Origin of the sequence: Leclercia sp. CFBP8987 (genome assembly GCF_034044995.2) — a bacterium.
Taxonomy (GTDB): Bacteria; Pseudomonadota; Gammaproteobacteria; order Enterobacterales; family Enterobacteriaceae; genus Enterobacter; species Enterobacter tamurae.
Map to the genome: position 1 here is coordinate 930,070 of NZ_CM188255.1, position 20,940 is coordinate 951,009.

The 20,940-nt window shown below is 56.7% G+C and carries 20 protein-coding genes and 1 tRNA gene; 2 read left to right on the forward strand and 19 right to left on the reverse strand.

All coding sequences use genetic code 11. The features are described 5' to 3' along the window. Positions 1-28: 28 nt before the first annotated feature. Positions 29-2,662 (reverse strand): bifunctional diguanylate cyclase/phosphodiesterase, encoded by a 2,634-nt coding sequence (locus SOM40_RS04360; RefSeq protein WP_320530591.1) that lies wholly within the window; start codon positions 2,660-2,662, stop codon positions 29-31. 296 nt (positions 2,663-2,958) lie between these two features. On the opposite strand from SOM40_RS04360, the gene SOM40_RS04365 reads away from it, so the two are divergent. Continuing rightward, positions 2,959-3,034, forward strand: a tRNA-Thr gene (locus tag SOM40_RS04365). A gap of 159 nt (positions 3,035-3,193) precedes the next feature. Here the strand turns inward: SOM40_RS04365 and SOM40_RS04370 are convergent. The 3 genes from SOM40_RS04370 to SOM40_RS04380 form a co-directional block, all read right to left on the reverse strand. Then, positions 3,194-3,670 carry a nuclear transport factor 2 family protein gene (locus tag SOM40_RS04370; RefSeq protein WP_106992061.1) on the reverse strand — a complete coding sequence of 159 codons (477 nt, stop codon included), beginning with the start codon at positions 3,668-3,670 and terminating at the stop codon, positions 3,194-3,196. A gap of 464 nt (positions 3,671-4,134) precedes the next feature. After that, positions 4,135-4,701, reverse strand: coding sequence for a TetR/AcrR family transcriptional regulator (locus SOM40_RS04375; protein WP_320530592.1), 567 nt, complete (start codon positions 4,699-4,701; stop codon positions 4,135-4,137). Positions 4,702-4,831: 130 nt separating this feature from the next. After that, the gene (locus SOM40_RS04380) at positions 4,832-5,407 is read right to left on the reverse strand and encodes a CGNR zinc finger domain-containing protein (RefSeq protein WP_320530593.1); all 576 of its coding nucleotides are present in this window, start codon (positions 5,405-5,407) and stop codon (positions 4,832-4,834) included. 92 nt (positions 5,408-5,499) lie between these two features. Between SOM40_RS04380 and SOM40_RS04385 the strand changes: the two genes are divergently transcribed. Then, positions 5,500-6,411 (forward strand): alpha/beta fold hydrolase, encoded by a 912-nt coding sequence (locus tag SOM40_RS04385; RefSeq protein ID WP_106992064.1) that lies wholly within the window; start codon positions 5,500-5,502, stop codon positions 6,409-6,411. Between the two features lie 87 nt (positions 6,412-6,498). Here the strand turns inward: SOM40_RS04385 and SOM40_RS04390 are convergent, their stop codons facing one another. The 15 genes from SOM40_RS04390 to cutC form a co-directional block, all read right to left on the reverse strand. After that, positions 6,499-7,038, reverse strand: coding sequence for a nucleotidyltransferase family protein (locus SOM40_RS04390; protein ID WP_106992065.1), 540 nt, complete (start codon positions 7,036-7,038; stop codon positions 6,499-6,501). Next, positions 7,038-7,973 (reverse strand): XdhC family protein, encoded by a 936-nt coding sequence (locus SOM40_RS04395; RefSeq protein ID WP_106992066.1) that lies wholly within the window; start codon positions 7,971-7,973, stop codon positions 7,038-7,040. The genes SOM40_RS04390 and SOM40_RS04395 overlap by 1 nt, the downstream gene beginning before the upstream one ends. Before the next feature lie 9 nt (positions 7,974-7,982). Next, entirely contained in the window at positions 7,983-10,181 is a 2,199-nt protein-coding gene (gene paoC / locus SOM40_RS04400; RefSeq protein WP_320530594.1) for an aldehyde oxidoreductase molybdenum-binding subunit PaoC, read from the reverse strand. Further along, a complete protein-coding gene (locus SOM40_RS04405) occupies positions 10,178-11,134 on the reverse strand; it encodes an FAD binding domain-containing protein (protein ID WP_261641729.1) in 957 nt (318 codons plus the stop codon). Before SOM40_RS04405 ends, paoC begins: the two co-directional genes overlap by 4 nt. Next, positions 11,131-11,805, reverse strand: coding sequence for an aldehyde dehydrogenase iron-sulfur subunit PaoA (gene paoA, locus SOM40_RS04410; RefSeq protein ID WP_166181670.1), 675 nt, complete (start codon positions 11,803-11,805; stop codon positions 11,131-11,133). Before paoA ends, SOM40_RS04405 begins: the two co-directional genes overlap by 4 nt. Before the next feature lie 224 nt (positions 11,806-12,029). Continuing rightward, a complete protein-coding gene (locus SOM40_RS04415) occupies positions 12,030-12,974 on the reverse strand; it encodes a bifunctional helix-turn-helix transcriptional regulator/GNAT family N-acetyltransferase (RefSeq protein WP_320530595.1) in 945 nt (314 codons plus the stop codon). 60 nt (positions 12,975-13,034) lie between these two features. Continuing rightward, positions 13,035-13,367 (reverse strand): DUF1294 domain-containing protein, encoded by a 333-nt coding sequence (locus tag SOM40_RS04420; RefSeq protein WP_106992071.1) that lies wholly within the window; start codon positions 13,365-13,367, stop codon positions 13,035-13,037. A 65-nt stretch (positions 13,368-13,432) separates the two neighbouring features. Beyond that, positions 13,433-13,894 carry a GNAT family N-acetyltransferase gene (locus SOM40_RS04425; RefSeq protein WP_225759433.1) on the reverse strand — a complete coding sequence of 154 codons (462 nt, stop codon included), beginning with the start codon at positions 13,892-13,894 and terminating at the stop codon, positions 13,433-13,435. A 131-nt stretch (positions 13,895-14,025) separates the two neighbouring features. Beyond that, the gene (locus tag SOM40_RS04430) at positions 14,026-14,355 is read right to left on the reverse strand and encodes a DMT family transporter (protein ID WP_261641740.1); all 330 of its coding nucleotides are present in this window, start codon (positions 14,353-14,355) and stop codon (positions 14,026-14,028) included. A gap of 20 nt (positions 14,356-14,375) precedes the next feature. Then, a complete protein-coding gene (locus tag SOM40_RS04435) occupies positions 14,376-14,786 on the reverse strand; it encodes a DMT family transporter (RefSeq protein WP_261641743.1) in 411 nt (136 codons plus the stop codon). A 15-nt stretch (positions 14,787-14,801) separates the two neighbouring features. Continuing rightward, positions 14,802-15,491 (reverse strand): hypothetical protein, encoded by a 690-nt coding sequence (locus SOM40_RS04440; protein WP_261641745.1) that lies wholly within the window; start codon positions 15,489-15,491, stop codon positions 14,802-14,804. Between the two features lie 13 nt (positions 15,492-15,504). Then, positions 15,505-16,125 carry a phosphate propanoyltransferase gene (locus tag SOM40_RS04445; RefSeq protein WP_320530596.1) on the reverse strand — a complete coding sequence of 207 codons (621 nt, stop codon included), beginning with the start codon at positions 16,123-16,125 and terminating at the stop codon, positions 15,505-15,507. Continuing rightward, positions 16,122-16,523: a BMC domain-containing protein gene (locus tag SOM40_RS04450; RefSeq protein WP_320530597.1), complete on the reverse strand. Its 402-nt coding sequence runs from the start codon at positions 16,521-16,523 to the stop codon at positions 16,122-16,124. Before SOM40_RS04450 ends, SOM40_RS04445 begins: the two co-directional genes overlap by 4 nt. Positions 16,524-16,535: 12 nt before the next feature. Continuing rightward, positions 16,536-17,504, reverse strand: a complete 969-nt coding sequence (gene cutD / locus SOM40_RS04455) for a choline TMA-lyase-activating enzyme (protein WP_414672286.1) — start codon at positions 17,502-17,504, stop codon at positions 16,536-16,538. Between the two features lie 27 nt (positions 17,505-17,531). Beyond that, the gene (gene cutC, locus SOM40_RS04460; RefSeq protein ID WP_320530599.1) at positions 17,532-20,918 is read right to left on the reverse strand and encodes a choline trimethylamine-lyase; all 3,387 of its coding nucleotides are present in this window, start codon (positions 20,916-20,918) and stop codon (positions 17,532-17,534) included. Positions 20,919-20,940 lie beyond the last annotated feature (22 nt).

Consider the following 20,940-nt stretch of genomic DNA (forward strand, 5'->3'; position numbering starts at 1 on the left):
CCCGTGCGGGCGGCAACTGCTGCCCGCGCTATCCCTGTGAATTCTGTTCGATACGTTCCTGTGCCGCCGAGTCCAGCGTGGCAATTTGCTCCTGCAACGCCGTCAGGCTGAGTGGCCTGCTGATTAAATAGCCCTGCGTTTCATCGCACTTCATCATCATCAGCTTCTGCAGCTGGCCTTCGGTCTCTACCCCTTCAGCGGTAATACTCAGCGAGAATGCTTTACCCAGGCCGATAATGTTTTCAACGATGGTGTTGGCGCTGTCGCTATCCGGCATGCCGTCGATAAAGGACTTATCCAGCTTGATGCCATCGAACGGGAAATTGCGCAGATAGCTCAGGGAGGAGTAGCCGGTCCCGAAATCATCCATCAGCAGCTTCACGCCCAGCTTCTTCAGCGCCAGCATGATTTCGAGGCTGTTTTCCGGGTTCCACAGGGTGGCGTTTTCGGTGATTTCGATCTCCAGCCGGGCCGGGTCTAACTGTGAGATCTGCAGCGCATCCTTAATACGATCCACTACCTGCCAGGACTGGAACTCGACGGCAGAGATATTCACCGAGACCGAGAGACCGTGCAGAGACTGCTGTGCATCCCGACAGGCGGTCTTCAGCACCCAGTCGCTGAGCGGAATGATCAGCCCGGTCTCTTCGGCCAGCGAAATAAACTGATCCGGCATGATCAGGCCAAGCTCTGGGTGATCCCAGCGGATTAACGCCTCCACGGCGATGATCCGCGACAGGTCATGGCCGTAACGCGGCTGGTAGACCAGACGGAACTGCTCTTTTTTAATGCCGTCGCGCAGGCTCTCTTCCATCTCCCGGCGCTGCACCATCTGCTCAGCCATTTCGGGCATATAGAACACCCACTTGTTGCGCCCGGTGCTTTTGGCTTTGTACAGCGCGATGTCCGAGAAGCGCAGGAGTTCGCCCGCATCGACGGCATCGTGCGGCGCCATCGCGATTCCGATGCTGGCCCCGATCACGATCTCATTCCCGTTGATCAGGAAGGGGCGGGTCAACTCGGCAATAATACGTTCACACAGGGTATCAATGTACCGCCGATCATGAATGTCGGAGATAACCAGAATAAACTCGTCTCCGCCCTGGCGCGCCACCAGATCGTAATCGCGGATACAGTGCCGGAGCCTGGCCGAGGCCTCATGCAGCACGATATCGCCGGCGCCGTGACCGAACAGATCGTTGACCGGTTTAAACTTATCGAGATCGAGGCTAAGCATCGCCAGCGGGTGCATCTGCGTCGGCTGCGCCCGCAGTTTGCCCTCCAGAAACTCGCGCATCCGCACCCGGTTGGGCAGCCCGGTCAGCTCGTCGTGGCGGGAGAGATACTCCACGCGCGCCTGAGCTTCGACCTCCAGCGTGACATCCGTGGCGGTGCCCCGGTAGCCGGTTATCCCTTCCGGGGTGATAACCGGTTTGATCGCAATATGGCAGTAGCGCTGGTGGCCCATCGCGGAGAGATAGCGGCAGTGCAGCAGGCGGCGATGACCCGTCTGGCCGGGGAGGGTGATCCACTCCGCCAGCGACTGGTTTTCAGCGGACATTAACTCGCTCAGCGGGCGGCCGATCCAGGCTGATATGCTGTGCCCGGTAATGCCGGGAAAACGCTCGGAAAGCCAGGTAAAACGCAGCTCGGGATCGGTCTCCCAGATCCAGTCCGTGGTCGCCTCGGCGACGTCACGAAAACGGCGTTCGCTGGCGGTGAGCGCCAGACGGTTCTGGGCCAGCAGATAAGTATTTTCATCATACATCCGCGCCTTTTTGAGCGCGTTGCGTCCCAGCATCAGGCCGGGGATCGCGGTGCAGAGCGCCAGCAGGATCAACAGCGGCAGGATATAGCGCAGCAGTTCCCGACCAGGGTTCTCGCTTTTCCATTCAAAGGTGATTTGCTGGCCATCAATGGGAAGGGTTGCCACCCCGCGTCGCCCTGCCAGTTTCGCGGCACCCTTGTGCTGCACGCGGGTCTGGGCGATACCGTACTCTTCACCCAGCGCGCTGAGCTTACGGGCGTCCAGCACGTCAACAAAGACCAGCGCGGAGGCCGGGCCAGGAGCCACAGGGATACTCATGTCGTCACCCGTGGTGATGCGCGCTGCCGCCACCAGCGCCGGATGGCCGTCCTTCATCACCACTGTACTGGACACCGGCATGGCGTCCGGTTGGGCTATTTTCTGCAGCAGCTCGGGCAGAGGATCGTCTCCCAGCCAGGTTTGCAGCGAGCCTGTCACCAGCTTGCCGTCGATCACGCTGTAACGGGTCTGCCCGCTGCCGTCCACGACGAACAGCCCTTCGTACTCAAAATCGCGCCACAGCGTGGCACCCATGTTTTGCCGGGTGTACGCCCAGTCAGTATCCACGCTGGGATGAAGATGCTGGTAGGCTTCGCCCCACCAGGCGTAGTCTTTGACATGGGTGGTGAGCGTATCGACGCGGTTATGGATCGCCTTTTCCAGCAGCATGGCACTGTGCTTATCGCTGTCCTGATTGATGTTTTGCACAATCGTCAGCAGCGCGATGATGGCGATGAGAAATAGCCCTGACAGCAGGGCAACCATCAGCAGCAGGGCACGTTTGATAAAGGTCGCCGTTCTTTTCGGCTCCAGATCCGTGCCGGATATATCATCGGTGACAAAAAATTTATGCATTATTTACCCACTCTCTCAGGCATTTCTGTGTTCCGATTAGAATTAGTATCGACCTGTTCTGGCGGGGCTTTATTTTGAAATGTAAAACTTCAAGATAGCCGATCCTGGAGGGAAACGGGGGAGATGGCCTCTCCGGCGTGGGCAAGTAGCCGCAAAATGTGAAGAAAGGCGATGATAGCCCTTTTATTTGTAGGGTCTAAAGGCGGGTTGGTGTAAAAATCAACGACTAAAAGGTGAGGGGTTGACGAGGTGGGCGCTTTTTCTTACCCTTTTACACCGTAGTACCTCTCCTGAAAGCCGATATAGCTCAGTTGGTAGAGCAGCGCATTCGTAATGCGAAGGTCGTAGGTTCGACTCCTATTATCGGCACCACTCAGCATCTCTCAACGTCTGCTCAAGTTCACCAACGTCAGGCTTATCACTACTTTATAAGCCCAGGGCATTATTTACATTTTGAAAATCATATTGTTGCAGGAAAAAATAAGCGCCCGACCAGAACAGTAGCCGGGCTTGGCGAAATAAACCGGGACGTTACAGGCCCAGTTCCGATAACCCTGGATGATCGTCCGGACGACGCCCCAGCGGCCAGTGGTACTTGCGCTCGCTTTCCTTGATGGGCATATCATTGATACACGCGAAACGACGTTGCATCAGACCATCTTCGCCGAATTCCCAGTTCTCGTTGCCGTAAGAACGGAACCAGTTACCTGAATCATCGCGCCACTCGTAGGCATATCTGACTGCAATGCGGTTGCCGCCAAATGCCCATAATTCTTTAATAAGACGGTACTCAAGTTCCTTTTTCCATTTGCGCTCAAGGAATCCTTTGGCTTCTTCGCGATTATTGGCAAATTCTGCGCGGTTACGCCATTTGGTATCCAGAGAATAGGCCAGCGAGACCTTTTCAGCATCGCGGCTGTTCCAGCCATCTTCAGCAAGCCTTACTTTTTCAATCGCTGATTCAAGGGTAAACGGCGGAAGCGGTGGACGGATTTGTGCATCAGACATGGTAAAGACTCCTGTAAATTTGGGGGGATCGGTATGATCCTGCTTTACGAAACTCAGACATAAATTCCTCCACTGTTATTTGATGGTTCAGCATTGTCTATTAGCACTGGCATTCATTTTCAGAGGGGGCGTTGTGTCTATGAATTGATGGTAGAACGATCGTTCTACCTCGTCAAGATAGTCTTTATAAAAATAGTTAAATAATAAAAAAACCTCTCAAGAGGTTTTTTTAAGTTAATGAATAATAAGGTTTTTTTCGAGAGGTTGAATAGTGGTGGGAGTAAGGGGTAGGAAAAACAGAATACGATATCTATCGTTAACTTTGAATTAACGATAATAGAAGTAGATGCAGGGTGTTAATATTTCATAGCACAGTGTGCAATTAAATTAATCACATATGTGTCAAAGCCTCCAGTAATACTGGATATTCAGTGAGTATTTTATCTCTGGAATTCAGGTCTCTGTTATGAGACCTGTTTCAGTAATAGCTGAGCAATATCTTTGGCATCATCTGCGGCGCTGTAATCGCCCATAACACGTGACATGGTGATGGCACCTTCAATCAATAACAGCAACTGCCTTGCCAGTGCTGAGGAGTGCTCAATATTCAGCTGTCCGGTAAGTTCAAGGGCATAGTCCAGGATTTTTTGTTTATGCAGTCTGGCAATCTGGCGAACGGGATCGGCACTGTCACCCACTTCCCCCGCGGTGTTGATGAATGCGCACCCGCGATAGCCCTCTGACTCAAACCATCCTTTGAGCACGATGAACATATTCAGGATGCGTTCCTGCGGCGTATCCGCTTTGTCGCACTCAGTCCTGAACCATTCCATCCAGCGTACATCCCGTGCGTTCAGCGCTGCTGCCGCCACTTCGTCTTTGTTGGCGAAATAGCGATAAATACTTTTGCGCGCCACACCTGAAGTCTTTACCAGAAGATCCATACCGGTGGCATGAATACCGTTCTGATAAATGAGCTGTTCAGCGGTCGCGAGAATTTTTTCTCGGGTATCAGTCGTATTTTTGTTCATAGGTTAATGGTAGAACGATCGTTCTCCTCGGTCAAGTGCGCGTCAACACTCTTTTTGACCTGATGGGTTAATGAGATGGGGACGGCCAGCCTGAACGTGTCACCTGACAAAGACCAAGTGACCAGCATTGCTATGAACCCTTTCTGTTGCGGTAGGCCGCCACTTTCATGCGATTACCGCACGTCGCCATACTGCACCAGCGGCGGCGATGCGATTTGCTCAAATCCTGGAAAAGCAAAATACAGTTATGTGCTTCACACTGTCTCACGTATTCGAACTTGTCATCCGTGACCAGTTTCACCAGGGCATCAGCAACGGGCCAGAGCAGGCCTGCAGAGCTATGCGCGTTGGAACAGACATCAACACGGTATCGCTGTGTATTTTCATCCCATTGCAGCCCGATCTCAGGACGTCCTGCTTGCAGCACCCTGTTAATCACCGTCAGGTTAGCCGCAACGGATTTCATCGCGGCGTGGACCACTGCTCTGGCGGCATCGCGCAGCTGACGGGCTTCAACCAGTAAGTCATCGGGTGCTTCAGTGCCTTTCGGCACAAGGCCCGCCGTTTCCAGCCAGTCGATGACGCTGAGATTGTCTTCAAAACAATCATGCCGCTCATCACCTGTCCCATATTCACTGTTAATAAAATCCAGTGCGAGGTTATCGGCCAGGAAGAGAGGCTGAGAGGGAGGTTGTTTGAATTCCATAATTATCCGTAACTCATAAAATCATTTTGACAGGTTACCAAATTTGCATGTAACCTTCAAATTATCAATTTAACGGTTACAAGGAATTTGTCATGACCACCTCCATCACAGATAACGCATCTGCCTCGCCAGCTACGCAGATCCATTACCGCTATCAACAGTCAGGCGATGTTAACGTTTTCTACCGGGAAGCAGGCGATCCGGCTGCACCTGTATTGCTGATGCTTCACGGCTTCGCGGGCTCATCCTTTATGTTCCGTGATCTTATTGCCCAGTTGGCCGATCGTTATCATCTCATCGCGCCAGATTTGCCGGCCTTTGGTTTTACCGAGGCGCCAGCACGAGGTGAATATGCGTATACCTTTGACCAGCTTGCTAAGACCATTGAGCAGTTTACCGAAGCGCTCAATCTCGATAGCTATGCTCTGATGGTCCACGACTACGGTGCCCCTGTCGGATGGCGTCTGGCATTAGCCCATCCGCAGCGCGTGACAGCCCTTATTTCTCAGAATGGCAATGCCTACGAAGAGGGCCTGGGAGAGGCCTGGGCACCTATACAGAAATACTGGCACGAACCCACTTCTGAAAACCGACGTTCGCTGAGTGAATTCCCGACGCCAGCTTCAATCAAATGGCAGTATCTGGAAGGGGTTGCCGATCAGAGTCTGGTTTCACCTGATGGTTATACGCTTGAAGGGATGCAGGTATTACGGCCGGGTAATGCGGATATTCAGCTGGATCTGCTACTGGATTATGCTTCTAACGTGAAGATGTACCCGCTGTTTCAGCACTATTTCCGCCAGTATCAGCCACCATTATTAGCCGTATGGGGAAAAAACGATCCGTTTTTCATGGCGGCGGGAGCTGAAGCCTGGAAACGTGATCTGCCTGAAGCTGAAATACACTTTTATGACACCGGCCACTTCGCCCTTGAAACGCATGCTCAAGAGATAGGTATCGACGTGCGTGATTTTCTTGACCGGCATGTCCGGCAGTCAAATTAACGGGCTGGCCAATCAGATTGAAATTGAATTCTACTACCCTGGATAAGGGTAGTTAAACCCGTATCAGTCAGGAACATCGGAGGTTACCTACCGTATTTCCTGCGCTGTCCGTAAATCTGCCAGCGTATCGATATCAAACGTAACCCCATAATCCGCCAGCGAAAGATCCAGAACATCCCCCTGGCTGCGCGCATCCATGACTATCTCCCGTGCGCCCCTGTCTCCACTTAACCCCAACAACGCCTCGCGATATTCCCGCCGGAAGCCCACCGGGTGCCCCGCCTGCTGCTGGTGGTGAGGAACCACAATCCCTTTCTCCCCAAGCCCTTCAGCGACACTCAGCAAGGAAGCTGGCTGGATCAACGGCAGATCCGCAGGCAGAATCAACCATCCCGACGCCTCAGCCGTCGCCTGCACCCCAAGTGAGATCGACTCCCCCATGCCACAGGTGCCGCCCTCGGGCCTGACCAGATGCCAGGGCAGGTGCGCGGCTTCTACCGCCTGAATGACATGTGCCAGCACGGTTTTCCCGTCCAACAACGCCTCCAGCTTATGGGTTTTGCCCCCCGAAGCGAGAAACCGTTCGCCACGTCCGGCGGCGAGAATAAGCACAACCGACGAGGACATTAGCCTTCGTCCCGACGCAGGCGCGCGGCGGCCACGTCTGCCAGAACGGACAGCGCCAGGGTGCGCGCATCCCGGGCTTTCGGGAAGATGCCGATCGGCGCCTTGATGCGATCTATCTCTTCCTCCCGCCAGCCCAGCTCACTGAGCTTTTGCCGCCGCTGCATATGGGTTCGCTGGCTGCCCAGCGCGCCGATGTAAAAGGGGTTCGCGTTGCGGGCGGCCTGCAGAACGGGCAGTTCCCGGTGAAGATCGTGCCACAGCAGGATCACCGCCGTGTCAGCATCAATCTGCGAAGCAGGGTGACCCGAGAAGGGATCGAAATGACAAACGTCATACCCTGCCGCCGCCGCAAGTTGAGCCGTCGCCTGCGCTTCGATGGACCCCCCGTGGATCAGCACCTGCACGCAGGGGTGGAAGCACATCTCAATGCCGTTGTTATGCCAGCCGGTTCGGGTGGTCGCAGGCAGGAAGGTGAGGGTTTGGCTCTGCGGGGCGTAGCGCAACCCGGCGGGCTGGCGCTGCTCAAGGCGATTCAGCACCGCCAGCAGCGGCTGCGCCGAACGCAGCTTATGAATGGCAAGCGTAATCCCCCCGCCGCACGGGAGGACAATGTCGAACCAGGGGGAGCCCTGACCGTAACGCACCTCGCGATCCTCTCCTGTCGCGATGACCTCCAGCGCTTCAAACGCCGCCGCCGCTTCGACGCAGCCCCCGGAGACAAAGCCACAGTACTGGCCATCCTCACGCACCACCATCTGCGCCCCCAGGGATCGCGCCGCGCCGCCGCGTATCTCCGTCAGCATCACCAGCGCCGCCTCCTGGCCGGACATCAGGGTCTCTACCGCGAAGCGCATTATCTCCCGGCTGTCGTCGGTGAGAAACGCCCGTTCCGGCGTCCGGCGCAGATCGTCCGCCAGATTAAAAAGTTGGGGCATGGTTCCTCCTTAAACCGCGTCCGGCAGGTTGCTGAGCAGTTTATCGAGGGTGATGGGATAGTCCCGGACTCTCACCCCCGTCGCGTTATACACCGCATTGGCAATAGCCGCGCCCACGCCGCACAGGCCCAGCTCACCCACGCCTTTGGCTTTCATCGGCGAGGAGATAGGGTCGGTGTCGTCGAGGAAAATGACCTTCTGCTCGGGAACATCGGCATGGACCGGGACTTCATACCCGGCCATATCGTGGTTGACGAAATAGCCCAGCCGGGTATCCACCGCCAGCTCTTCCATCAGCGCCGCACCCAGCCCCATGGTCATCGCACCGATAACCTGACTGCGGGCGGTTTTCGGGTTAAGGATGCGTCCGGCTGCGCACACCGCGAGCATCCGGCGCACCCGCACTTCCCCGGTGGCGCTATCCACGCCCACCTCGATAAAGTGTCCGGCAAAGGTTGACTGCTGATACTGCTTATCCAGATCGCCGAACTCGATGCCGTCCTCGGCAGTCAGCGTGCCATTGGCGGCGGCCTCGGCAATATCCGCGCTGCGGGTATCAGTCGTTATCTTGCCGTCGCTAAACTGCGCCTGGTTGGGATCAAACCCCAGCTTCGTGGCAATGCTTTCGCGCAGCTTCACGCAGGCGGCGTACACCCCCGAGGTAGAGGTGTTGGCCCCCCATTGTCCCCCTGATCCGGCGGAGACCGGGAAGCTCGAATCACCGAGGTGAACCGTCACCTTTTCCAGCGGCACCCCCAGCATCTCCGCTGCCGTCTGGGCGATGATGGTATAGCTCCCGGTGCCGATGTCGGTCATGTCGGTTTCGACCGTCACGTTCCCGGCCGCGTCGAGATGCACCCGGGCGGCGGATTTATCTAACAGGTTATTACGAAAACCGGCGGCCATGCCGATACCCACCAGCCAGCGACCGTCGCGAACCTGGCCGGGCGTCGCGTTGCGCTGTTTCCAGCCAAACTCCTCAGCGCCGGTGCGCAGGCACTCGATCAGCTGACGACGGGAAAAAGGCCGACTGGGATCGGCCGGATCGACCTGAGTGTCATTGAGGATGCGAAATTCAACCGGATCGACGCCCGCTTTTTCCGCCAGCTCGTCGATGGCGATCTCCAGCGCCATCATACCTGGTGCTTCGCCAGGGGCGCGCATGGCGTTGCCCTCCGGCAGATCCAGTTTGGCCAGCCGCAGACCGGTATGGCGATTCGCGCCAGCGTAGAGCAGTTCAGTCTGCTGAACTGCCGTCTCCGGCGTACCGCCGGGAAGATTGCCGGACCAGCTGTCGTGGGCGATGGCGGTGATTTTCCCGGCGCTGTCAGTGCCAATACGGATATGTTGAATGGTGGCCGGACGGTGGGTGGTGTTATTGGGGATCGTCGGTCGCGACAGCATCACCTTAACCGGGCGTTTTATGGTGCGGGCGGCCAGCGCGGCCAGCAGCGCATCGCTACGCAGGAACAACTTCCCGCCAAAGCCGCCGCCGATATACGGGGAGATGACGCGCACATTCTCCTCTGGGATCTTCAGGGTCTCCGCCAGATCGGTGCGACACCAGGCCACCATCTGGTTGGAGGTCCAGACTGTCACCTTATCGCCCTCCCAGGCGGCCATCGAGGCGTGCGGCTCCATCGCCATATGGCTCTGGTCGGGAGTGGTGTAGGTGGCATCCAGCTTCACCGCGGCGGTGGAAAAGGCGGATTCAAAATTCCCGGTGTTTTTATCGGGCGTATCCTCGGGAGGCTGTTTAACATTGGGTTTTTCATCCGCCAGCGAGTACGATCCTTTTTCACGCCGGTAGCTTACCTGCACCAGCGACGCTGCCGCCCGGGCCTGCTCAAAGGTCTCTGCCACCACCAGCGCAACGGCCTGATGGTAGTGCTCTATCTTCGGGCCGCCCAGCAGCGTGGCCGCGTTTCTTTCGCCTTTGCCGAGCTCGCCTGCGTTACTGGCGGTGATTACCGTTAGCACGCCCGGCGCGTTTTTCGCAGCCTGGGTGTCGAGGGTAGCGATCTCGCCTTTGGCGATCGCCGATCCAACGACATAGCCATAGGCCGCATTGGGCGCCTTATCATGCCATTCGTAGGCGTAGTGTGCCGTGCCGGTGGTTTTTAATGCGCCGTCAATACGGTCCCGGGGCTGACCGACCACTTTTAAGCGATCGATCGGGTTTTCACCTGCGGGTTTATCGAATTTCATACCACAGCCCTCGCTTCTGTCAGCACGGAGGCAAGCGTTCGCTTCGCCAGGGTTAATTTGAACGCGTTTTCAGGCGTCGGGTGAGCGTCGGCAAACAACGCGTCATAGACGGCCTGAGCGCCCTGAGGGAGTTGCGCATCGGCCTGCTCAACCCGCCAGGGCTTATGGGCCACGCCGCCCAGGGCGACGCGTCCGCTACCGTCGGGCTGGACAATCGCGGCGACCGATACCAGCGCAAAGGCGTAGGAGGCGCGATCGCGGACTTTACGGTAGATGTGCTGCCCACCGACAGGTGGCGGCAGGGTGACGGCGGTGATCAGCTCCCCTGGCGTCAGAACGGTTTCAATATGGGGCGTTTTCCCCGGGGCGCGATAAAAATCGGCCAGCGGGATATTGCGCGCTTTGCCGTCAGCGGAAATGGTTTCCACTACCGCATCCAGCAGGCGCATCGCGACAGGCATGTCACCCGGATGCGTGGCAATACAGGCTTCGCTGCCGCCCACGACCGCGTGCTGACGGCTAAAACCTTCCAGCGCCGCGCAGCCGCTGCCGGGAAGGCGTTTATTGCAGGGCTGGTTGGTGTCGTAAAAATAGGGGCAGCGCGTACGCTGAAGAAGATTACCGGCCGTGGTGGCCTGGTTGCGTAACTGCCCGGAAGCGCCCGCCAGTAGCGCCCTGGAAAGCACACCATAGTCACGGCGCACGCGCTCGTCGGCGGCCAGATCGGTGTTTCGCACCAGCGCGCCAATGCGCAGACCACCCTCGTCAGTGGCGACAATCTGGTCCAGACCGAGCCCGTTGACGTCGATCAGATGGGTGGGGGTCTCGATCTCCAGCTTCATTAGATCAAGCAGGTTAGTGCCACCGGCGATAAATTTTGCGCCGCTTTTATCCCTGGCGCTGGCAGCAGCTTCGGCCGGGGTTTTTACCCGTTCATAGGTGAAGGCTTTCATGATTTAAGCTCCCCCGCAGCGTCTTCGATGGCGTCCAGAATGTTGGCGTACGCGCCGCAGCGACAGATGTTGCCGCTCATGCGTTCGCGAATTTCATCCGCATTCATTGGTGGAGGGGAGACAAGATCGAGCGTGACGTGGCTGGGAATGCCCGCCTCGATCTCTTTCAGGACCGCGACAGAAGAGCAGATTTGCCCTGATGTACAGTAACCGCACTGGAAACCATCATGTTTGATAAATGCCGCCTGCATGGGATGCAGATTGTCAGGCGTACCCAGTCCTTCGATAGTGGTGATATCGGCATCCTGATGCATGACAGCCAGCGTCAGGCAGGCATTAATCCGGCGGCCATCCACCAGCACGGTACAGGCCCCGCACTGGCCATGGTCACAGCCTTTTTTGGTGCCGGTAAGCTGCAAATTCTCGCGCAGCGCATCCAGTAGGGTAGTGCGTGTATCCACCTCAAGTTGCTGACTTTTGCCGTTAACGCGCAGCGTCAGGGGCAGGATCTCAGGTGGGGGCGTAACGGCGGGTTCGCCCTCGGCCAGTGCGCCACAGGGATAAACGGCCGCGGTTGCCGCCGCTGCGGCACTGACTTTGATCAGATCCCGTCGGGACAGGCTGAAATCGTGCGACTGACCATCTTCAGGGTATTCGCCTTGGTTGCTCATGCCAGGCCTCCGGTATGTAAAGGGGATAAAAAAGAGAGAGGGTGCGACTGTGTCGTCTGTTTTTTTAAACGTTAAGCATAGACGGCGATGGGGGTGGGATTACTCTTAAATCGAGAATGCTGTTATGAGGCGATTTGATAAGTGGCAGGGGGAAAGGGGAGGTGGTGAAGGGCGGGCCAGCTCATACGCCGGGTGATGCTACGCTTACCCGGCCTGTGAATGAGTTATCTGCGCGTAAACTGTTGCTCGGTGATGGAGCTACCCCACTGGTCGCCCTGCCACTCTTTTGTTAATTCAAAACCGAATGACTCATACAAACGCCGCGCCGCCGCCAGCTTATTGAAGGTCCACAGCTGAACCGCAGAAAACGCCTTCTCATCGCAAAATTTCATCGCTTCGGCAATCAGCTTTCTGCCCACGCCGCTGCCGCGACAGCCGTCATCCAGGATAAACCAGCGCAAATGCGCCTCGTTGTTTCCCAGGTCTTCGCCATCAATGGCGACAGAGCCGACGATGCGCCCGTTGAGCATTGCCAGCCAGATTTGATTGTCCGGGTTATCCAGACGCCCTGAAAATTCTGCCAGGCCCGCGGCGACTTTACTCTCAAAGAAACTGCCGAAATTGTGCTCGCGAGCATAAAAGCTGCCATGCATTTCCGTTATGCGGCCAATCATGCCCGGGTGATAGCCAGAGACAATCTCGATGGCGCTCCTGGTGTTCAGGTCGGCATCATCGCGGCAGGCTTTCAGGGCGCTGGCATAGAAGCCAAGACCCTCGGAAACGATGCGCTGCTGGCTGGCGTCCATTTTTTGCAGAGCAGAAATGACGCGTTCATTGCCGTAGGCATTAATCTTGCGCACCGTTTCTTTGCCCTGTGCGCTAAGGCTCAGCTGCTTGAACCGTGCATCTTCCGTGGAGGGGGTTTCTTCCAGCTCACCGGCCTTAATCAGTTTGGCGAGCATCCGACTGACGCTGGATTTCTCCAGTCCCAGAACCTGCACGATCTGGGCTGCCGTCATTGAGCCCCGGCTCTCCATTTCCAGTAGGGTATGCACCACAGAAGGGGAGTAGTCCGTTGCCGCCAGGGTGTGATTCATGAATCCGAGTTCCCGCACCATCAGGCGCGACGAGATACGAATTTCTTCAACAATCGACGAATCAGCCATCATTAACCTTAACTTGTGCTATTTAGTTGTACTATACAACCATGTTTCACAAGCGGCTGTCAATCAAGGCCAGAACCGCCAGGCTGCCAGCAGCACCACGACGTTCACTACTACAGTGATCATAAAGTACGTCCTGAACGGCTGTTTCCGGGTTTTATGGCGAAACAGCTGCTGGCCGAGGATCGCCCCAGGCCATCCGCCCACCACGCCAAATAGCAGCAATGTCGACTCAGGTACCCGGCGCCAGGCTTTGCGGGCCGCCAGTTTGTCTGCACCGTAGATAACCAGCGTCAGCACGCTGGAAAGCACAAACCACGTCGGCAAAGGGTGTGGCAGCAGGGTGCTGCCCACCGCGGTAAGGACCAGAAGAAAATAACAGAGGGAATTGAGATTCATAGGACAGTAATGGCATGAGCGAAAACAGGGGAGGGCAATGATACGTGATTCTGGCGGGAGAGTAATCAGGCCTGGTCCGGTAACCGTTTTGCCAGACAGATCGCCTCTTCACGCCCGACATAGGGGCCATAGTTGTTTATCTGTGCATAGCCATGCTTCAGGTAAAACTGCACGGCACGAGTGTTAATCTTTCGCGTCTCCAGCCACAGCTCACGATAGCCCATCGTTCGCGCCGCCTCTTCAAGCCAGGCGAGCAGCGCTGCCCCCGTGCCCGGATAAGCGCGGGAAGAGAACATTCGCTTGAGTTCGGCAGTGGTGTCCGAGAGGGGCCGCAACGCGCCGCAGCCAACGGGATGATTGTTTTCATCTTTCGCGATGGCCCACACGGCCCGCGCACCTGAGACATCCTGGGGATTAAAGTGACTTTTACCGCTGTCACCAGTAATCGCGGCCAGCTCAGCGGAGAGTTGCTCGATAAGTGCCTCCGAGTCGGTGGAGGTCGGGCTGGATTTTTCGATGGTTATCATTTTAAAAGGGTCAGAAGCAAGAGCTGCTGCCAGTGTAGAGCAACGTGTGCACCCTTACTCATACGAAAAATGTCTGAGAGCTTTTTCTGTTATCCGGGCCTTCACTGAACGCCGCGAAGACCCGACAGTCGTTACATCTGCGAAAACACGTTCATAATAATGCCGCCAGAGATAATCAGCAGCATAGCGAAGATCGCAGGCAGATCTGGTTTTTGCTTATACAGGATCATGGAGCAAATAGTGACTCCTACTATCCCGAACCCACACCACAGAGAGTAGGCCACGCCGACAGGGATGGTGCTCATCGCGCGGGTCAGGGCGAAATAGCACAGGGAATAGGCGCAGATCACCAGCAGGGAAGGCCCCAGCTTGCTGAATCCATTAGTCTTTTTGATCATAGAGGTGCCGGTAATTTCGGAGCAGATAGAGAGTGCCAGCCATAAAAATCCAAGATTAAACATGTTGTGCTTTTCCTTTCCTGTTAGTTGGCGGTTTTCGTATCCAGAGGGTTAACCGGTTCTGCGGGAGCAACATCGCTCTCCTCGCTGCCCATTTTCGAAAACAGATTCATGATGATGATGCCTGCGGCGATCACCGACATACCGATGATGGCGGCAGTATCCGGGTGCTGGCCGTAAAACGCCATTCCCAGCGTGGAGACCACGAGGATACCGGTGCCGGACCAGGTGGCGTAGGCCAGCCCGACGGGAATATCCTTCACCGCGCGGGACAGCGAGTAGTAGCAGGTGCAGTACAGCAGCACCAGTAGCCCGAGCAGCAGCATTTTGGTGCTCCCTTCACTGCTGCCGAACATTTTAAGGGTGGACGTGGCGGAGGTTTCTGAAACAATAACCAACAGCATCCATAGCCAACATTTTGTTTTTGAAGACATAAATTAAACTCCGGGTTAACTGGTTAAGGTAAGGTTCTTTTTTCTGTTTTTTAAAAAATCACTGGCGGCATCGGTTAACTGCGCTTCGGGTGCACAGGCCAGCGCCGGATTATTCACCACGTCTGTGACAGTGAGATAACGCCGCACGGTGCCTGCCTGAGGTGCCGTGACGTCGCTACCCGATGCCAGCCTGGCCAGCAGCTCATTCATGGTGCAGAGCGTAACCCCACATTCGACCAGGCGGGCAAGCGTGGCCTGTATATGTCCGGCGTAGGCGGAGTTCGGCTGCGCGCCCTGCAGCTGGTTAAGCTCGCTGGCGGGATCGCAGTGATAGCGCAGCGCCAGCACCGGCAGGCCGCTCAGCAGAGCATCGTGCACGCGGCGGGCAAGTGGACTGTGCAGGGAGCCATGCACCAGATCCGCCGCCAGCGGGTAGTCAAGAAATGGCAGCAGCAGCGCTTTATACGGAGCTGAAGGCAGTCCATGTTGCCAGTCGGCCGCAGACAGCGTTTTACCGATAGCCTGCCACTGCTCGTTGTCTTCAATTTCGCCATCCAGCACCAGATGCAGACTCTCGCCGCAGTCGGCCAGCCGCTGGCGAATGGCATGACGATAGCCTGCCGCGGCGGTTACCATCACCAGTACTGGCGACCGCAGACGTTGAATAATGCGTTCAACCAGGCATTCAATTTGTTCGTCGGTCATGGCGAGCCTCCGTTTAACCGATGAGCATGACCTGCGCGCCGTTTTTCAGGCCGGCGGCGTTGGCCTCTTCGGTATCAATATGAAACTCCAGCGCGAAGTCTTCGCGTACCCGCACTACCACTTCATCGAAGGTCAACTGGCGTTCGCCGTTGCTGCGGACGCTAACCTTCTGGCCATTGGTGACGTTCAGCTGACGGGCATCCTGGGGCGACATATGGATATGTCGCCAGGCGCAGATCACCTGAGAGTGCAGTTCAACATGGCCTACCGGGCCGATCAGCAGGGCGCTGCCCGCATTTTCCAGTTGACCGGATTCGCGCACCGGCGCTTGTATACCGAGCGCAAAGCAGTCGGCGCGGGAGATTTCCAGCTGCGATACCGGGCGGGTCGGGCCAAGGACGCGAACATGGGTGAGCGAGCCCTTCGGGCCAACCACGGTGACGCACTCCTTGGCGGCGAACTGCCCCGGCTGGTGCAGCGGCTTAAATGGCGTCAGGACGTAGCCCTTGCCAAACAACGCTTCGACGTCCTGCTGCGCCAGATGGACATGGCGGTTAGAGATGCCGACCGGAATGGCCGGAGCAACATGGCTCAGGCGGGCGGCGATTTTTTCATGTAGCAGAGTGTCGATCATCCCTTTTTCCCTTTCCCCATAGCCGCATTTTTAACTTCCGCCGGCACCTGCACGAGCGGGGGGGCGGGCTCGACGACGTCAACTTCAGGAGGCGCTACAGCGGGGGGTTCAGCGCGCGGGGGGCGACCTTTTAAGGAGCTGAGAGCTTCCACGACGCTGCGCTCAGGACGGGCGATCACCAGAGAATTGACCTGCGGGTCAATGGCCGCTGCAACGGCGACGCCACGTTCGATAGCGGTGTGAATGGCGCTGATCTCACCTGCAAAACAGACACTCACTAGCCCCGAACCGACTTTACGATAGCCGATGCAGGTTACGCCTGCGCTTTTACAGGCGGCATCCACCGCCTGAACGGCGGCCACTAATCCTCGCGTTTCAATTACGCCTAAACTTTTCATTGTCGGCTCCTGTTAATGGCGAACTAAGCGAATATCAAAATCAAACTGCGTGAAGAACCTCTCCAGCCGATCTAACTCTTCGGCGGAATAAGTCGGGTCCTGGGTAATGGGGTAGGGTATATCGAGACGTTCATATTTTTTGCGCCCGAGCTGGTGGTACGGCAACATATCGATGCGGCGGATATTTCCGCGCTTCGCCAGCTTTTGTACATAATCAATAGCCCCGGTAATGGCATCGAAGGAGTCGTTATATCCACGAACCAGCGGCATGCGAATGATCACGTTAGCGCCAGAATCCACCAGCCATTCCAGATTGCGGCGAATGCCTTCGTTGCCAATGCCAAATAACGCTTTATGGTGCTCGCTGTTAATTTGCTTAATATCGAATAAGAAGGTGTCAGTCACCGGCGCCAGCTTTTGATAATTAGCCAGCGGAGTCGTGCCCTGCGTTTCCACGGCGGTATTGAGCATCATCTTTTTGCATTCACTAAATAGCGCGACGGCAAAATCGGTTTGCAGGCTCATTTCGCCGCCGCCGATAGTGACGCCGCCGCCGGAAGCGATATAAAAATCATAATCCTGCATGATGATCTCCATCAGTTCGCTGACGGTCACGTCTTTGCCCATAATATCGAGCGCATTCCGGGTACAAATCTCTTCGCACTTGCGACAGCCTATACAGTCTTTATTGCGGTTGACGACGTGCTTCATTTCGCCGTTTTCATCCGCGCGGGAGTGAATACCCATCGGACAGACGTTCACGCAGTCGCCGCAGTTAATGCATTTATCCTCTGAGAACATCACCTGAAACTGGCTGCTCAGCCCTTCGGGGTTGGCGCACCACGGACAACGAATATTGCAGCCTTTGAAAAACACCAACGTGCGAATGCCATCGCCGTCATAGATCGAATATTTCTGAATATTGAATATTCGGCCGGTTAATTCTGTATACACGCTTCCTCCAGAAAAATAGCGGGACATCCCTGTCCCGAAACGTCTGTCTGTTTATCAGAACTTCTCAATCACCGTACGGCTGATAATCTCGTCCTGAACTTCTTTGCACAGCTCAACGAAGTAGGCGCTATAACCCGCCACGCGAACGATCAGATCGCGGTATTTTTCTGGCTCTTGCTGGGCCTTTTTCAGTACTTCGTTATCGACATAGCTGAACTGCATCTGGCCGTTGCCGAGAATCGACGCGGTGCGCAGCAGAGTGATCAGGCCATGGCGACCTTCCGGGGTATCAAGCAGTCCTTTAAGGAACTTGAAGTTGTGCACCATGCCGATGTTCATGGTTTCCACATTCATCTTGCTCACCGACTTGATGATCGCGGTCGGACCCTGCTTATCCGCGCCCTGAGTTGGACTGATACCGTCAGAGAGCGGCATCCACGCCAGGCGACCGTTCGGTGTGGCGTTGGTCAGCTCACCAATGGGGGTGTTGTTGGAGATGGACAGGGTGCCGTGGCTCAGCGTGGAGTAGAGCATCTGGTACTTACGGCACTCGCGCTCGGTCCACTCGGTGATATCCAGCGCATACTGGTCAACGTAGTTGTCGTCGTTGCCGTACTTCGGTGCGTTGAGGCAGTCGCGGCGCAGGCCTTCAAAGCCTTCGAAGTTTGCCAGCATCGCGTCGCGCATCTGCTCGAGGGTGTATTTCTTGTCCTCAAATACCAGCTTGCGGATCGCGGCGAGGGAGTCGACATAGGTCGCCAGCCCGGAGAAGATCAGCCCCGGTCCGTGGTTGATCATCGCGCCGCCGGCGGCCACGTCTTTACCCTGCTCCATGCAGCCTTCCACCAGCAGCGACATCAGCGGCTTCGGCGCCACGTCGCGGTGGACGCGCTGGCTGATCACCGTGCCAATCGCCGACAGGCGTACGATATGGGCAATCTGCTTTTTCACCGCCGCATCGAATTCTTCGAAGGTGTGCAGGTCGCGCAGGTCGCCGGTATCCAGCCCCTGATAGCTGTCGAACAGCACCATCCGACCACGGTTGAGCACGAACTCGATGGCGATTGGCCATTGGGTGTAGCCGGTGGAGGTCCACTGGTAGATACGCCCCGATTTCTGCGGTTCGACGCAACCCATCAGGCAGTAGTCGCGGGCGTCTTCAAAGTCGAACCCTTTGCGCAGCATCATCTTGATATGGGAGTCATCGAAGTGGCAGGCCGGGAAACCCATCCCCGCCTTCACCACATCGACGATTTTTTCCATGTACTTTTGCGGCGACTGATTGTGAATACGGCAGGCCAGCGACGGCTGGTACACCTTCACGAAGCGCACGGCATCCATAATCAGGTACGTCAGATCGTTACAGGCATCGCCGCCGGAGCGCTTCTGACCGCCAACGGTCAGGTTGATAAATGGCTGGTAACCGGCAAAGTATTTCGCCCCCAGTTCGCTGGACATCCACATCAGCTCGGCGCACTTGATGATAAAGGCCTGCATCAGTTCCAGCGCGGCGTCGTGGGTCAGGCGGCCTTCGCGGATATCGGCTTCGAACATCGGGTAGCAGTACTGGTCGACGCGACCCAGCGACAGGCCGGTCTGGTTCTCTTCGATTTCAAACAGCGACTCCACGGTCCAGATACTTTGCAGCGCTTCCTGCAGGGTTTTCGGTGGATTAGCCGGAACGTTCTGGTTCACCTCGGCAATGGTCAGCAATTCGGCGCGGCGCTGGGCGTTCGGCTCATTCGTAGCCAGCTCGCGGGCATGGGCGGCAATGCGATGGGCATAGTTCACCACCCCTTCGCAGGTCTCAATGGCCGCTTTGTAGTAGTAGATGCGGTCGATATCGTCCGGGTTTTCCATGCTCAGGCTGGCGAGATGCGCTTCGGCATCGGCTTTGATGCCTTTCATCCCTTTAGTAAACAGCAGCACGTCGTAGCCCGGGCAAGTATCGCCCCCGCCGTTGATCTGATGGTAGGAGAGGTCGCTGACGAAGGTTTCGCCGCTGAACGCCCACACGCCCGCTTCGCGGTATTGTGCCTCGCAGATCTCATCCAGCGAACGGCCTTCCCAGAACGGTACGATCTCTTCGCGAATGGTTTTCTTATCTTCTTCGCTGATCTCAAAAGGATCCTGTGGACGGGTGCTCATGGTTTCCAGTTCGTCGCGTACCCAGCGCCAGGCGATATCCGGCGAGAAGGCTCCCGCGCGCGGCTTGCCACACGGATGGCCGACGATCAGCTCATCGTCCTGAATCAGAATCGGCGCGGTTTCGCAGGCGTGGCGGAAGGCTTTGGCGCGCAAAAGAATCGTCGGCATTCCGGGGTTGGCTTTTACCACTTCGGTAAAGGCCAGCGCGCGGTAGATAGCGACGCTTGGGCGCACGGTCAGGTAGTGGTTGCGCAGGCGCTGCATGCGTGGGGTCAGACCTTCCATCACCGGCGTGTCGCTCCAGGCGGCGCACGGCGCGGTGGAAACGTGCTGCACGCCTTTAAACAGACGCACCGGCAGATTCAGCGCGCTGAGGTTGCGCTGGGCGTTGATGAACATATCAGACAGCGCATTGATACTGGCGTTTTCAAGGCTCGCACCATGCAGCAGGGCATCGAACATCGGATAGCCATCGACGGCGCAGGCGGCGCGTACTTCGCAAAGGTCTGCCAGTTTGAACCACAGGCTTTCAACGATCTCATAGGCCTGCTGCTCGTTCAGCGCGCCATTATTGATATCGTGCTGGTAGTAAGGCAGCAGGGCCTTATCGGCACCTTCCGGGTTGACGGCGTAGCTGCCGTTGTCTAATTGCAGCGCCAGCTGGAACAGATAGAACGCCTGGCAGGCTTCTTTAAAGCCGCGTGCCGGATGCGCCGGAACCTGGTGCAGAATGGCCGCGCTGTCTAACAGTTCAGCCCTGCGGTAAGTATTGGTTTCAGCGGCGGCAAGCTGCTCCGCGCTTTCTGCCAGTTTTTGCGCCAGTGCCATCAGAGCATCGCAGGCGTAAATCGCGGCGCGACAACCGTTGACTTCGTCCATACCGCTGCGGCTGACTGCGCTGCTCAGCGCACGGGTTTTCTCTTCCAGTTGGTGTTTTATCGCCAGCACACCTTTTTCAACCACCAGCTTATAGTCCGGAGAGTCGAGGTCGCTGTTCAGATTGAGAAACTGGAAGACGGACGGACGACGGGCGGCGCACTCTTCGTGGAAAATCGCCCCGTGTGGTTTGCGGGTCTGGTTACCGACGATCAGCTCGTCGGGGCTGATACACAGCGGTAGCTGGCGCATTAGTTCATAGAAGCGGTGCGCCGGTTTGACGGCGGCGGGGACCCCCGCGATATCGTTATCAAGGGCATTCAGCGTGGTGGCATGCTCGGTGCACAGGATGCTTTTTTGTGCGAGTAAACGTTCTGCCAACACTTTGACGCGCGGCGTTAAGCTGTAGTGTGCCATGGGTAAAGTTCTCCAATTCTTG

Bases quoted from the DNA above. Each gene is read 5' to 3' on its own strand.
- SOM40_RS04360 (WP_320530591.1), bottom strand. From the start codon at position 2,662: ATGCATAAATTTTTTGTCACCGATGATATATCCGGCACGGATCTGGAG.
- SOM40_RS04370 (WP_106992061.1), bottom strand. From the start codon at position 3,670: ATGTCTGATGCACAAATCCGTCCACCGCTTCCGCCGTTTACCCTTGAA.
- SOM40_RS04375 (WP_320530592.1), bottom strand. From the start codon at position 4,701: ATGAACAAAAATACGACTGATACCCGAGAAAAAATTCTCGCGACCGCT.
- SOM40_RS04380 (WP_320530593.1), bottom strand. From the start codon at position 5,407: ATGGAATTCAAACAACCTCCCTCTCAGCCTCTCTTCCTGGCCGATAAC.
- SOM40_RS04385 (WP_106992064.1), top strand. From the start codon at position 5,500: ATGACCACCTCCATCACAGATAACGCATCTGCCTCGCCAGCTACGCAG.
- SOM40_RS04390 (WP_106992065.1), bottom strand. From the start codon at position 7,038: ATGTCCTCGTCGGTTGTGCTTATTCTCGCCGCCGGACGTGGCGAACGG.
- SOM40_RS04395 (WP_106992066.1), bottom strand. From the start codon at position 7,973: ATGCCCCAACTTTTTAATCTGGCGGACGATCTGCGCCGGACGCCGGAA.
- paoC (WP_320530594.1), bottom strand. From the start codon at position 10,181: ATGAAATTCGATAAACCCGCAGGTGAAAACCCGATCGATCGCTTAAAA.
- SOM40_RS04405 (WP_261641729.1), bottom strand. From the start codon at position 11,134: ATGAAAGCCTTCACCTATGAACGGGTAAAAACCCCGGCCGAAGCTGCT.
- paoA (WP_166181670.1), bottom strand. From the start codon at position 11,805: ATGAGCAACCAAGGCGAATACCCTGAAGATGGTCAGTCGCACGATTTC.
- SOM40_RS04415 (WP_320530595.1), bottom strand. From the start codon at position 12,974: ATGATGGCTGATTCGTCGATTGTTGAAGAAATTCGTATCTCGTCGCGC.
- SOM40_RS04420 (WP_106992071.1), bottom strand. From the start codon at position 13,367: ATGAATCTCAATTCCCTCTGTTATTTTCTTCTGGTCCTTACCGCGGTG.
- SOM40_RS04425 (WP_225759433.1), bottom strand. From the start codon at position 13,894: ATGATAACCATCGAAAAATCCAGCCCGACCTCCACCGACTCGGAGGCA.
- SOM40_RS04430 (WP_261641740.1), bottom strand. From the start codon at position 14,355: ATGTTTAATCTTGGATTTTTATGGCTGGCACTCTCTATCTGCTCCGAA.
- SOM40_RS04435 (WP_261641743.1), bottom strand. From the start codon at position 14,786: ATGTCTTCAAAAACAAAATGTTGGCTATGGATGCTGTTGGTTATTGTT.
- SOM40_RS04440 (WP_261641745.1), bottom strand. From the start codon at position 15,491: ATGACCGACGAACAAATTGAATGCCTGGTTGAACGCATTATTCAACGT.
- SOM40_RS04445 (WP_320530596.1), bottom strand. From the start codon at position 16,125: ATGATCGACACTCTGCTACATGAAAAAATCGCCGCCCGCCTGAGCCAT.
- SOM40_RS04450 (WP_320530597.1), bottom strand. From the start codon at position 16,523: ATGAAAAGTTTAGGCGTAATTGAAACGCGAGGATTAGTGGCCGCCGTT.
- cutD (WP_414672286.1), bottom strand. From the start codon at position 17,504: ATGTCCCGCTATTTTTCTGGAGGAAGCGTGTATACAGAATTAACCGGC.
- cutC (WP_320530599.1), bottom strand. From the start codon at position 20,918: ATGGCACACTACAGCTTAACGCCGCGCGTCAAAGTGTTGGCAGAACGT.